Here is a 13,896-nt window from a genome sequence, read left to right on the forward strand (position 1 = left end):
AGAGAATGCTCTACAGCTTATCGGTGATGAAGACTTCAAATTCCTTACTGCACGATTTACTCCAGGCTTTACCAAATTTAAAATGTCAAGTTTATTTCAAATCTTCCTTGACAGCACTTTCTCATGCAATGGAAGACCTGGTTTTGGTAGGAACTGATAAGCCTCTAGTGCTCGCTAATTTTCAGCAAGAGCGTTACTACCTTCAAGAAACCCGCCGCTATCAAAGAATTGCTCAGCGTACAGACCAAGTTTATGTCCTTGCTGCGGCGGAAGCAAATTTTAAGAAGATTTCAGATTCATTGGTGGCAATTCCCTTCCATCCCGAAGATGCACTAGCACAAGAATGGCATCTCGTAATTATCGGACAAAAATATAGCGCTTGCATCGTTTGCCAAGAATACGCTTCTCCTGTCGATGGTTCATCGTTAGATCAAGCAAGACAATTTAAAGGGATATGGACGTTTGAGCGTGATGTGAGTATTTCTGCAGCTAAACTCTTGATGGAAAGGATTTTGAACTACAGACCGGACTTAGCTGGTAAAGTTGAAGTGGCGCGGCAACGCTACGGTCTGACTCAAGTAAATTCAGAGCGAACCGCAGACAATCGAGTACTGGAAATTGACGCACGATTGTTTACAGATCGATTGGTGACATATTTACAAAACAGTCAGTACAAGCAACTCAAAGCTTACCGCACGATTACAAAAAAAGAACGTCAGGAACGTCTGATCAACACCATTAGCGCGGCTATTCGTCAATCACTCAATCCAGAAGAGATTTTTGCAGTGACAGTGAAGGAACTCGCTCAAGTGTTCAGTCCCTGTCGCTGTCTGCTTTACCTCTACCATCCCAAAGAAAAACCGACACCCATTGAGTATGAAGCCCTAGCTTATGGGTTAGCTTCATTAAAGGGAAAAATTTGGTCTTTAGCACAGCATCCCCTTTTTGAGACGGTTCTATCTCAAGATAAAGCAGTTGCGATCGCTGACACAACCCAAGATTTGGGCATTCAAGCGTACCCGGATTTGAGCCAGCAACTACAAGCGTTTGGCATCAGGTCTTGTCTTGTGGTGTCCATTCGCTATCATCAAAAGTGGTTGGGAATTTTAGAATTGCACCACTGCGGTCTAGAACCACATATTTGGAATGATTCGGACAAGGCATTGGTAGAAGCGATCGCAACTCAAGTGGCAGTTGCCCTCATCCAAGCTCAAGAATACAGCAATTTAGAAACTTTAAATCACCAACTTGCAGCGTTAGAACGGACACAAAGCAACTTGATTGCGATAGTCGGGCATGAATTGCGGACACCTCTATCAACCATCCAAGTATGCTTGGAAAGTATATCTAACGAACCAGATATGCCTATCGAATTTCAGCAAACTATGTTGCAAACGGCTCTTGCTGATTCAGAACGGATGCGGCGACTGATTCAAGATTTTCTTACCCTTTCTCGGTTAGAAGGGGGTTGGCTGAACTGGCATATAGAACCCGTTTCCATCCAAACCTGTTTGGACTTAGTTATTAGTAGCTTGAGAAGAAACCAAGCAGAGCGAACTTTACCTTCCATTCTTCTAGAATTGCCTTCCGAGCTACCTTTAGTTCTTGCTGACGGCGATGGGTTAACCGAAGTTGTAAGCAAACTTTTAGACAATGCGTGCAAATTCACTAATTCCAAAGGAAAAGTGACCGTTCGCGCTCAAATTTTTAATGTAGAAGAGAGCGTGGCTCAAGGAAAGGAAAAAAAATCTCAAATGTTAGAAGTTATTATCGCAGACACCGGACGTGGGATAGAGCCAAATCAGCTAGAAGCTATTTTTGCGCGTTTTTATCAGGAAGAAGGGTTCATGCAACGGACAATTGGGGGAACTGGATTGGGTTTGGCAATTTGCCGCCAAATTGTTGAAAAATTAGGAGGCAAAATTTGGGCAGTTTCCCCAGGAAGAGAACAAGGTGCAGAATTCCACTTTACATTACCTGTAGCACAAGGCGTTTAGCTGAGGTGGCGATCGGCCTGACCTCTCTAAGCATCTCAAAATCTTTTACGACGTCCGTTACTGCATAACCAAATTTTGCTGTCATCTATAAATAAACAACCGTAAGGACAACAACTACAACACCGTGACTCTATCCCCTTTTTCTGATGGAAAAGGGTTTTTTTTGAGTATTAATTACTAGTCACTGAGCGCCATTTGCTATTAATGTTCGCACGCACCAATGCTGACCCAGCTACTCGAACCATCTTCCCAGTGTTCCTTCTTCCAAATAGGGGCATTGTGTTTGAGAGTATCAATTGCGTAACGACAAGCTTCAAATGCTTCGGAACGGTGGGGACAACCTATCGCAACTAAAACGCTGATTTCACCAATATGCAAACGCCCGACACGATGATGAATGACAACACGATTGACATCAGACCATTGCTGTCGAATATCGGCAGCAATTTGGAAAAATACTCGCAATGCCATAGGTTCGTAAGCTTGATACTCTAGAGCGACTACAGGTTTGCCATCTGTTTGATTGCGAACCGTACCACTCATAACTACCACCGCGCCATTTGCAGGAGCGTCTGCTTTTGAATAAACTTCTTCTAGAGACAATGGCGCAAAAGTAATAGCAAAGTTGTCTTCAGCGTTTGGTTTTATAGAAGTCGCAAATGGATCGGTTACAACTGAGTTCATGTGAGTCAGCTTTGGATTACCTACTCTACTTATGTTACATGGATTCTCCTCACCCCCAACCCTTTTACCTAAAGGAGAGGGTAAAATAAATTAAGCTTTGTTACATATTTTTTACAAACACGGATGCATTATTTAGTCTCAGATAAAGTTACTTAATTTAAAAAAAAAACCATGTCATCCTTCTACAGAGGTATTACTATAATTAAAGTGACAAAATTATATAACTTCATCTGAGAAATCAGATAGTCACTCAATTTTCCGTCAACTTTAGCGAAAGTTTGATTGAAAATCCTGTTATTCCCCTGTAACTCCAGCCGTCTCTCCAGTCGGCAGTGCTTTTCAGCAATTATTCTTTAATAATATCCCTGCTGGTCCATCTAACTAACTATAAGCGACGGGTATTCTCAAGCCAGAATTCAGCAGTACTAGGAAACATATCAATGAACTGTATTTTGTCTAAAAATGAAGCTACGAGGCTAAAAGTTCTCTATAAGTATCAAATTCTCGACACTTCACCAGAACAGGCATTTGATGATTTGGTATTCCTAGCTGCCCAAATATGTGCTACACCAATTGCTCTGATCAATTTTATTGACGCTGAACGTCAGTGGTTTAAAGCTAAAATCGGGCTAGATATGAAAGAAATACCGAGAGATGTCGGTATTTGTCCTTTCTGTATCGGACAGTCTGACATCTTAATTATTCTTGATACTTGGGCTGACGAACGGTTTTCCACTAGCCCTGTCGTCACTTCTGCGCCCTACGTAAGATTTTATGCGGGTGTCCCTTTGATAGCTCCAGAAGGAGAAGCGATTGGAACTCTATGTGTTGTTGATAGTGTACCGCGTCAGAACTTTACAACAGAACAAGAAGAGTCACTCAAGGCGCTCGCTCGCTTAGTCATGAGACAATTAGAACTCCGTCGCAATTTAACAGAAGTAGCAAATATAAAAACCGAGTACAAGCAAGCACAACAAGCATTGCGGCAAAGTGAATCTGTCCTCAGCAGTTTCTTTGACAGTGCGCCGATGATGATGGGAGTAGTTGAACTGCTCAATGATGACATTTTACACATTTCCAATAACGCTGCAACAGCTAAATTCTTCTGTCTAGCTCCAAACCAGATGCGGAATTGTCGGGCTAAAGAGATGGGTTTGCCAGAAGAAACCGTGCGCTGCTGGTTGAATTACTACCGTCAGGCAGAACGCACCCAATTACCTGTAACCTTTGAGTATCCTCACCTTACAGTTGAACCTAACAGGTGGCTGAAAGCTACTGTTTCTACGATCGTGGAAAGTTCTACCACAGCACAGCGTTTTGCTTATATTATTGAGGATATCACCGAACGCAAGCAATCAGAAGAAACATTACGCTGGAAAGAAGCTCTTTTGCGCTCAATGACTGGTGTTTCTCCTTTAGCATTTTATGTTGTAGATCGCCGCAATGGAGAAATTCTATATTTTAACGAACGCTTTTGTGAAATTTGGAATATTGAACACCTAAAAACACAAATGGAATGCGGTGGACTGAAACATGAGGATGTGATAGAAGTTTGCTGCCAATTTACAGATATCTCACCTTTTAGCGCATGTCAGCATTTACCAAGCGAGACTTGCGAATGTGAAGATGAACTTTTATTAAGGGATGGTCGGGTGATTCGGCGGTTTTCCAGACGCATCCGCGATGAAAACGACCAGTATTTTGCACGATTGTATATTTTTGAAGATATTACTTCTCGCAAGCTCGCAGAACAGCAAATCCGCGAACAAGCTGCACTGCTTGATATTGCAACTGATGCCATTGTTGTACGGGATTTAAAGAATAAGATTTTGCTTTGGAACAAAAGTGCTGAGAAAATTTACGGTTGGGAAGCAAAAGAAGCAATTGGCAAGAATGCTAGTGAATTTTTATATAGGAAACCCAGCCCGCACCATTTAGAAATTTTTAATAGCGTTTTAGAAAATGGTTCTTGGCAAGGTGAATTACAAAACATTACTAAATCGGGTAAAGAAATAATAGTTGAAAGTCGTTGGACATTAGTTAGAGATGAGTATTCTCAACCCAAATCTATTCTGGTTGTAGATACTGATATTACTCAGAAAAAACAACTAGAAAAGCAATTTTTACGAGCTCAACGCATGGAAAGTATAGGAACTTTAGCTAGTGGAATTGCTCACGATCTCAATAATGTTTTGTCTCCCATTTTAATGTCAGTACAAATGCTGAAGGCCAAATCTCGCGATGAACGCAGTCAGCAAATATTGACAATTGTAGACAATAATGCAAAACGAGGTGCTGACTTGGTGAAACAAGTGCTTTCTTTTGCTAGGGGAATTGAAGGCGATCGCACTGTCCTCCAAATCAGGCATTTAATCTTAGAGATGAAGCAAATTGTCGAGCAAACTTTTCCAAAATCTATAACTATTCAAACACAAGTTGAGCCAGATTTATTACCCGTGCGAGGTGACAGCACGCAATTGCATCAAGTCTTAATGAATTTGTGCTTAAATGCGCGAGATGCAATGCCCAAGGGTGGGACTTTAAAAATTTCTGCGAAGAATATTTTGATTGATGAAAACTTTGCAAAAATGCATCTTGATGCTAAAGAAGGCTCTTATATTGTTCTCACAGTGACCGATACGGGAGTAGGAATTTCCAACCAACTCTTAGATAGAATTTTTGAACCATTTTTTACGACAAAAGAGTTTGGCAAAGGGACAGGTTTGGGGCTTTCAACAGTCATGGGTATTGTTAAAGGTCACGATGGTTTTGTCAGTGTATCAAGTAGTGTAGGTCAAGGAACAAAATTTAAGATTTATGTACCAACTGTTCAAACAGTAGAAACACAGCAGGTAGAAGATTTAAAAGTACCCGCAGGATATGGAGAATGGATTTTGGTCGTAGACGATGAAGCGGCTGTAAGAGAAATTACTAAAGTTTCTCTAGAAAGCCATAATTATAAAGTCATTACTGCAAGTGATGGTATAGAAGCACTGGCAATTTATGCTCAGTATAAAAATAAAATTAGTGCAGCCATTATTGATATGATGATGCCAAATATGGATGGAGCAACGACCATTTGTGCATTACAAAAAATGAACCCACTAATACGCATTGTTGGTGTCAGCGGGCTGACAACGAGCGAACAAGTCCCTTTTGAGACAAATTCTCCAATAACAGCATTTTTGCCCAAACCCTACACAGCACAGGAATTATTACAAACTTTACATAGTGTTATTACAGTGAACCATGATTGATGATTCCCTTTCCTCTATACAATAACCGGAGAAAGGTAGAGGGCAGAAGAAAGAATTGTTAGCTTTTATACAAGATTAAGTCCTCTGTCCTCTGTCAAACAGTTTAAAACCTCTGACTGGATCGCGAAGGGAGTAATTTCTATACGTCAACACTCAAGAAACCAAGTTCATAATTCATAGTTTATAGTCGAATTAATTGCTATTAACCAATGACCAATGACCGGTCACTGGTCAGTGTTAAAAATGACAAATTTAATACTAATTGTAGATGACGATAATATAATAAGGTTACAAATGCGACAGTTACTACAACAAGTAGGATTTCGAGTCGCAGAAGCGTCTGATGGCGAGCAAGCATTAGCTGTTTACAAGGAACAACAACCAGATATGGTGCTGTTAGACGCTATGATGCCAGTTATGGATGGCTTTACCTGCTGTAGCCAATTACAAGCACTTCCTGGTGGTGCAACAACACCCATATTAATGATTACTGGTCTTTACGACCAAGTATCCGTAGATAAAGCTTTTGCTGCAGGTGCCACTGATTACATTACCAAACCAATTCAATGGCAGGTTTTGCGTCAGCGAGTGCGCCGCATATTGGCAGCCCGCCGTGCCATGCAAGAATTGGAAGTCTATGCCAATCGTCAGGCGCTGGTAGCAGAACTCAGTCAAATGGCATTAGCTGGGTTGAATTTGACTGCATTGATGCAAAAAACTGTAGCTCTTGTTTCCCGCAGCCTTGAGGTTGAGTATTGTCATATTTTGGAACTTTTGCCAGATGGTAATACCTTACAAGTAGTGGCAGGATCTAGCTGGCATTCAGAACTTGTAGGACAAGCCAAGGTGAGTGCTCGAAGTGATTCTCAAGCCGGATATACCCTGCGTTCTCAAGAACCGACCATTGTTAACAATTTCCTTACGGAAACACGCTTTGGAAAACCACAACTATTACAGGACGACTCTATAGTCAGTAGTGTGTCATTGCTTATTCACGGTAAAGAGCGTCCTTTTGGAGTTTTGGAAGGTTACACAACAAGAACCCGCACTTTTAGCAAAGAAGACATTTACTTCTTGCAAGCTGTGACTAATGTGCTGGCAACTGCTATTGAACGCCAGAAAGTTGAAGATGTCCTCAGAGGAAACGAACAGCGATCGCAATTATTTTCCGACATTACGCTGAAAATTCGTCAGTCTTTACAAATTGATGAAATTCTTCAAACGAGTGTTACAGAAGTCCAAGATTTGTTGCAAGCAGACCGCGTCCTCATTTTTCGATTGCTGTCTGATGGTACGGGAGTTATCGTGCAAGAAGCTGTTGTACCCGGATTTCTGAAAGTTCTCGGACACAATTTGGAAGATCCCTGCTTTAATGAGGATTACGTTCAACAATACCGTCTCGGACGCATTAGTTCTGTCAGCAACATTGAACAAGCAAACATCGCACCTTGCTACTTAGAATTTTTACAAAAATTAGGTGTCAAAGCTAACTTAATTGTACCGATTCTTTTAAAGAATAAACTGTGGGGATTGCTCATTGCTCATCAATGCGCTCATCCTCGAGAATGGACGAGTTGGGAAACCGAACTTTTAAAACAGTTAGCAGATCAAATAGGAATTGCTCTAGCTCAAGCCCAGCTTTTAGAACAGGAAACTCGTCAAAGACAAGAACTGGCTCGTTCTAATGAGGAACTGCAACAATTTGCCTTTATTGCTTCTCACGATCTGCAAGAACCACTGCGTAAGATAAAAACCTTTGGAGAACGGTTGAAAGCAACTTGTAATGATGCATTGACCGAACAGGGGCAAGATTATTTAGAACGGATGCAAAATGCAACCCACAGGATGCAAGCTTTAATCGAAGATTTACTGACGCTTTCACGAGTTACAACTAGGGCAAAACCTTTTGAGCGACTGGATCTTGCTCAAGTAACGCAAGAGGTGTTATCCGATTTAGAAATACGTATCCTACAAACACAAGCGCTTGTAGAGTTAGGGGATTTACCCACCGTTCATGCAGATCCGCTACAAATGCGCCAGTTGCTTCAAAACCTTATTGGCAACGCTTTAAAATTTCACCGCAAAGGCATTTCACCTATTGTCAAAATTTACGCTCAACAAGATACTGCCGGACACGACCAACTTATTATTGAAGATAACGGTATTGGCTTTGACGAAAAGTATCTTGACCGAATTTTCAACGTTTTTCAACGTTTGCACGGACGTAACGAATATGAAGGAACGGGTATGGGCTTAGCCATTGCTCGCAAAATAGTAGAACGTCACGGTTGGAGTATCACTGCATACAGCCAATTAGGTCAAGGCTCGAAATTTATCGTTTCGCTCGCTTTTCATTGATAAGGTTTATCATACTTCCATAGGTGTAAAAAGATGACAACCTAAATCCTCTATTGGTTGTATTTTGACGGTCGATTAACAATAAACCCTCAAAAGGAGAGAATATAGAGTGAAAGGTCGGCATACAACCATCACAATTTTGATGGCTGAAGATGATGAGGACGATCGTATGTTAGTTCGTGAGGCATTGACAGAAAGTCGATTGACTCATGAATTGCATATTGTCACTGATGGGGAAGAGTTAATGGATTATCTCCAGTGGCGTGGTAAGTACGCCGATAAAAATATTGCACCCCGTCCGGGTTTAATTTTGCTAGATTTAAATATGCCTAAAAAAGATGGTCGTGAAGCTCTCAAAGAAATTAAAGCTGATACTCAACTCAGAAAAATTCCGATTGTTGTGCTGACGACCTCTAGGGCAGAGGAAGATATTCACAGTACTTACGATTTGGGTGCGAATTCGTTCATTATCAAACCGACGACTTTTGCATCTTTGGTTGAGGTGATGAGGACAATAGGAAAATACTGGTTTGACATCGTAGAACTGCCACTATAAAAAAGGAAGGCAGATAAATGAAGCAAATTCCCATAAAAGTTCTTCTTGTTGATGATGACGAAGATGATTACACGTTAACTCGTGATTGGTTTCGAGAATTCCAACTTTGCCACTGTAAGTTGGAATGGGTAAGCAATTATGAGTCAGCAAAGGAGGTAATAACAGCACATCAACATGATATTTATCTTGTTGATTACCGTTTGGGAGCGCAAAATGGTTTAGATCTGTTGCGCGAAGTTATATGTTTGGGCTGTTCTTCCCCAATTATTCTACTGACAGGTAAAGGAGACAGGGAAATAGACATTGAGGCTATGAAAGCAGGTGCAGCGGATTACTTAGAAAAAGGTCAATTGACTGCGCCTCTGCTCGAACGAGCTATCCGCTATGCTTTTGAACGGAAAAGGGCGGAATTAAAAATACGCGAACAGGCAGCTTTATTGGATGTTGCCACAGACGCAATTTTTGTATGTGATTTAGAAAATAAAATTTTATTTTGGAATAAAGCAGCTGAGAATCTTTATGCTTTGCGAGCCACTGAGGCGATTGGTAAGAAAACTTTAGAACTGTGGGAAGAAAAAGATAGAGCCCAAGTACAAGTTGCTATTAATACTTTAATGAATAACGGTTCTTGGGAAGGAGAGTTACATCAAAAAACCAAGTTAGGCAAACAAATTATTGTCGAGAGTCGCTGGACGCTAGTACAAGAGTTTGATAAAAAACCACAAACTATCCTGGTTGTTAATACTGATATTACAGAAAAAAAAGAATTAGAAACACAATTTTTCCGTGCCCAGCGTTTGGAGAGTATTGGGACTTTGGCAGGCGGTATTGCTCATGACCTGAACAATGTTCTTGCGCCTATTTTGATGACCGCGCAGCTTCTGGAGTCACAACTTCACGATGAACGCAGTAAGCGGCTATTACCTATTTTGATATCTAATGCCAAACGCGGAGCCAATTTAGTTAAGCAAGTGCTTTCTTTTACTCGCGGTATAGAAGGCGAGCGTACTCTTTTGCAATTAACTCACTTAATAAGAGAAATCCAGCAAGTTGTAAAAGAAACATTTCCCAAATCTATTGAGTTTTCTTGTCAAGCACCACAAAATCTCTGGGCTGTTTCTGCAGACCCAACGCAACTACACCAAGTCTTAATGAATTTATGCGTGAACGCTCGCGATGCCATGCCCAATGGAGGTTCCCTCGTCATTTCTGCTGAGAATCTTTTTATTGATGAGAATTACGCGAGAATGCACATAGATGCTCGTGTTGGGCGTTTTGTTATCATTTCTGTTACAGATAGTGGAATTGGTATCCCAACCGAGATTGTAGACCGCATTTTTGAACCATTTTTTACCACTAAAGAAATTGGGAAAGGTACCGGTCTCGGTCTTTCTACAGTACTTGGTATCGTCAAAAGTCACAATGGCTTTATCAACGTATACAGTGAAGAAGGCAAAGGCAGCGAGTTTAAAGTGTATTTACCAGCACAAGAAGCCATAGAACCTCTCGAAGACCGAGAAATGGATTTCCCAAGCGGTAATGGAGAATTGATATTGGTTGTAGATGACGAAGATTCAATTCGAGATATTACCAAAACATCCTTGGAGAGTAATAATTATAAAGTGCTCTTGGCGGGTGATGGCATTGAAGCAATTGCCCTTTATGCCGAGTATCGAGATAAAATATCTCTTGTTTTGACAGATATGATCATGCCGTCCATGGATGGGTTGACAACCGTTCGCACGCTCCAAAAGATTAATCCACAAGTGAAGATTATTGCCGTTAGCGGGCTTGCTTCCACTGAAAAAATCAATGCCATTACAGAAGTAGGGGTGAAAGCTTTTTTACCCAAACCCTATACAGCAAAGCAACTTTTATTAAGTATTAAAGAGCTAATAGCTGATGGCTAATGGGTAATAGCTAATTGTTCAGAACTACCATTAGTAGATAGTAGTAGGTAGGGAAGACAACCCACCACATTAAGGAGTATCGCCATTTTGTAAAAATACCTACTATTAGCCATGAACAATTAGCCATTAGCAATTTCTTAAGTAATTATGACTCATCAACGTTCTGAAATTTTAGCGGTGAATGACGCTTTCTATCGAGCATTTGAAAAAAAAGATATTGAAGCTATGGGCGTAGTTTGGTCGCAAGGAACTGGTAGCGTTTGCGTTCACCCCGGCTGGAATGTATTAAATGGTTGGAAAGATATTCGGAATTCCTGGGTAAAAATCTTTAACAATACTGCTTATGTTGAGATTGATACTGACATCATGACCGTAGAAGTTCGCGAGAATATTGCTTATGTTGTTTTGATGGAAAATGTTCTTCAAATTACTAATGGAAGAAAACTGAAAGCTCAATCTATAGCAACAAATGTATTTGAGCTTCTCGGTGGTAAGTGGTACCTAGTTCACCACCACGCAAGCCCAGTTATGCGCTAAGGAGATTGGGGGATAGTGGAAAGACGGTTCTACCTTCTCCCTTGGCTACCTTGTCTACCCCCTCTCCCTTGTTTTTAATCTCCAATCAGCTCCACACCATCTCGTCCATCGAGTTCTTGTAAGAAAACTTTAACAATTTCATCTTTCGCCGTGGGCAATTGCTTCCCAACAAAATCTGGATGAATTGGTACTTCACGATGACCTCTATCCACTAGCACTGCTAGACGAATTGACTCGGGTCTACCATATTCATTGACGGCATTCAAAGCAGCACGAATTGTCCGCCCTTTATAAATAACATCATCTACAAGAACAACTGTTTTTCCTGTAAGGTCAAAAGGAATATAAGTTTTGACGGGTGTCCGCAACCCTATGCGATCGAGATCGTCACGATAAAATGTAATGTCTAATGCTCCTACTTCTGGTGATACACCTTCAAGCGCCTCAATTTGACGTGCTAGCATGTGAGCTAATGGCACGCCTCTAGTATAAATACCTATTAAAGCCAATTGGGATATGGTTGGCGTTTTTTCGACAATTTGAGAAGCAAGGCGATTGGCAGTACGGCGGAGTTCCTGTGGTGAGAGAATTTCAACAACTTTGGCTTGAGTAGATAAAACCATAGATTGATACCCTGAACATAGTAGAGTAAGGGGTCAGGAATCAGGCGTTGTGAATAAAGGAGTTACGGAAAACTCCTCACTCTTCACGGCTCACTCCTCACTTTTAGTTATTCCCTATATTCATAATTACCTGTTTTTCCCTGGGGTGGGTACTGCTCTCGTTACAATTGTGGCATCAACTTTTGGGCTGAGGTTGTAATTGTCATTGCTGCGACACAAGCTATACCCAACCAAAGCAAAAAACACAAGCGGGTGAGTTGTAGGGCGTGATGGATAGAACTTGCGGTAATAGGATTCTTAGCGTCTCCAAGTAAGGGTTTGTGCTTTGCAATGCCACGATACCAATTAGTTCCTCCTACCTGCACGCCCAAAATAGCAGCGTAAGCGCATTCGCTCCAACCAGAGTTGGGACTCGGATCGGCGATCGCATCTCGACGGCAAATTTGCCAAACGTACAAAGGTTTCCCTGAAACAAATGCAAGAGTTAATACTGTTAAACGACACGGAATCCAAGTTAAGCAATCTTCTACACGAGCACTAAACCATCCCAAATATGTATATGGGGCTTCTCGATAACCTACCATTGAATCAAGTGTGCTACTCGCTTTGTATGCTAAAGCAAGGGGAACAGGACCTACAATTGGCACAAATACACCGACAATTGCATAGAAAAGAGGAGCCATGACTCCATCTGTTGCATTTTCTGTTACCGTTTCTAGAATAGCTCGCAATATTTCCGATTCTGTCAATTTATCGGTATCTCGTCCAACATAGTTACTTAAAAGAATGCGTGCTTGAGACAAATTTCCTGTTGTTAAAGCTTGTAAAACTGTTTGAGCAGCATCTCTCAAACTTCTACCTGCAAAACAGCTTGCTAACAGCAAACACTCCAATGTTATTCCTAAAAGTGGATGCAATAATTTAGTCACTAGAATAAGGAAGTACCCAATAATGCCACTACCAATTATTAAGATGATACCGATCGCAACTCCTGCTATGCGTTGTGTCAGAGTATCGTGACAATAAGTTAAAGCTAATTTCGTGAATCGAGAAATTATCCACCCCATAACTTGGACTGGATGTGGCCAACCCCAAGGATCGCCAATCAAATAATCTATAGTAGCAGCGATGAGGAGAATAACAGCAGAGGTCATTTATGATGAGTTAGTAGTTAGTAGTTAGTCGCGAGCGGTCATTTGCCACTAACCACTAACCACTAACCACTAACATCTATAATTAAACAATAAAACTAGCTTCTTCGCCAAGAGAAGCTTGCCAACTACGAGCATCATAATAAAGATCTGCCAGAGTAATACTGTATATCGCTTCTTTCAGTTTTTGGTGCAATCTCTTCCACAGGGTGTGGGTTACCCAATCTTCTGCTTGTGTTGGAGAAGCTTGGTGATGGGGTAAAGGTTCAATTGTTTCACCGACTGCTTCTAAAATTTCTCCCAAAGAAATTTGTGAGGGCGATCGCGCAAGTTGGTAACCTCCGATGCTGCCGCGAATGGATTTTACCAATCCAGCACGACGCATTTCTATTAGTAGTTTCTCCAAATAAGGCGCTGGGATATCTTGACGTGCGGCTATGACTTTAGTTGATACAGGGCCATATTTTGGCTGTAAGCTTAAATCGAGCAATGCTTTTACACTATAGTGTCCTCTGGTCGTTAGTTTCATTTCAGTCATTTGTCAAAAGGTTATTGGTCAAAAGGTCACTGGTGATGTACAAAGGACAAAAGACTAAAGTTCAGTTTTGCTTATCATTCTGAGTGCCAATTATCGCAATTGCTGCAAGTAGCCAACCCTTGTAGCTTCGTTTAGGAAACTTAAACAAACATGGGGTGACGTCTTCAAAAACTTAAAAACTATAGCTATCACCATTATGTATCTTCTTTTGACTATATTGTATTGGGAAAATGAAATGCGAGCGCAAAATTTTGCTCTTAAGATGTAATATACTTAGCTAAGCTA

General features: G+C 41.1%; 10 protein-coding genes. 6 read left to right on the forward strand and 4 right to left on the reverse strand.

Features of this window, described 5'->3' with window-relative positions; genetic code table 11:
• Positions 1–26: 26 nt before the first annotated feature.
• Positions 27–1,997, forward strand: a complete 1,971-nt coding sequence (locus HC643_RS40425) for a DICT sensory domain-containing protein (protein WP_038092223.1) — start codon at positions 27–29, stop codon at positions 1,995–1,997.
• A gap of 201 nt (positions 1,998–2,198) precedes the next feature.
• Here the strand turns inward: HC643_RS40425 and HC643_RS40430 are convergent, their stop codons facing one another.
• Positions 2,199–2,681, reverse strand: a complete 483-nt coding sequence (locus HC643_RS40430; protein WP_038092171.1) for a molybdenum cofactor biosynthesis protein MoaE — start codon at positions 2,679–2,681, stop codon at positions 2,199–2,201.
• 440 nt (positions 2,682–3,121) lie between these two features.
• Here HC643_RS40430 and HC643_RS40435 point away from each other — a divergent pair, with 440 nt between their 5' ends.
• From HC643_RS40435 to HC643_RS40455, 5 genes are all read left to right on the forward strand, one after another.
• Positions 3,122–5,938 carry a PAS domain S-box protein gene (locus HC643_RS40435; RefSeq protein ID WP_038092168.1) on the forward strand — a complete coding sequence of 939 codons (2,817 nt, stop codon included), beginning with the start codon at positions 3,122–3,124 and terminating at the stop codon, positions 5,936–5,938.
• A gap of 216 nt (positions 5,939–6,154) precedes the next feature.
• Positions 6,155–8,296 carry a GAF domain-containing protein gene (locus HC643_RS40440; protein ID WP_408019870.1) on the forward strand — a complete coding sequence of 714 codons (2,142 nt, stop codon included), beginning with the start codon at positions 6,155–6,157 and terminating at the stop codon, positions 8,294–8,296.
• 109 nt (positions 8,297–8,405) lie between these two features.
• On the forward strand, positions 8,406–8,852 hold the full coding sequence (locus HC643_RS40445) for a response regulator (protein WP_202048757.1): 447 nt from the start codon (positions 8,406–8,408) through the stop codon (positions 8,850–8,852).
• A 17-nt stretch (positions 8,853–8,869) separates the two neighbouring features.
• Positions 8,870–10,762 carry a hybrid sensor histidine kinase/response regulator gene (locus HC643_RS40450; RefSeq protein ID WP_038076718.1) on the forward strand — a complete coding sequence of 631 codons (1,893 nt, stop codon included), beginning with the start codon at positions 8,870–8,872 and terminating at the stop codon, positions 10,760–10,762.
• A gap of 147 nt (positions 10,763–10,909) precedes the next feature.
• Positions 10,910–11,299 carry a nuclear transport factor 2 family protein gene (locus HC643_RS40455; protein WP_038076715.1) on the forward strand — a complete coding sequence of 130 codons (390 nt, stop codon included), beginning with the start codon at positions 10,910–10,912 and terminating at the stop codon, positions 11,297–11,299.
• Between the two features lie 74 nt (positions 11,300–11,373).
• Here the strand turns inward: HC643_RS40455 and pyrR are convergent, their stop codons facing one another.
• The 3 genes from pyrR to HC643_RS40470 all read right to left on the reverse strand — a co-directional run bounded on the left by pyrR (position 11,374) and on the right by HC643_RS40470 (position 13,602).
• Positions 11,374–11,922 carry a bifunctional pyr operon transcriptional regulator/uracil phosphoribosyltransferase PyrR gene (gene pyrR / locus HC643_RS40460; RefSeq protein ID WP_038076712.1) on the reverse strand — a complete coding sequence of 183 codons (549 nt, stop codon included), beginning with the start codon at positions 11,920–11,922 and terminating at the stop codon, positions 11,374–11,376.
• Between the two features lie 161 nt (positions 11,923–12,083).
• Positions 12,084–13,076 carry an adenosylcobinamide-phosphate synthase CbiB gene (gene cbiB / locus HC643_RS40465; RefSeq protein WP_038076704.1) on the reverse strand — a complete coding sequence of 331 codons (993 nt, stop codon included), beginning with the start codon at positions 13,074–13,076 and terminating at the stop codon, positions 12,084–12,086.
• An 82-nt stretch (positions 13,077–13,158) separates the two neighbouring features.
• Positions 13,159–13,602: an Rrf2 family transcriptional regulator gene (locus tag HC643_RS40470; RefSeq protein ID WP_038076748.1), complete on the reverse strand. Its 444-nt coding sequence runs from the start codon at positions 13,600–13,602 to the stop codon at positions 13,159–13,161.
• Between the last annotated feature and the right edge of the window lie 294 nt (positions 13,603–13,896).

The organism is Tolypothrix bouteillei VB521301 (assembly GCF_000760695.4).
GTDB lineage: Bacteria > Cyanobacteriota > Cyanobacteriia > Cyanobacteriales > Nostocaceae > Scytonema > Scytonema bouteillei_A.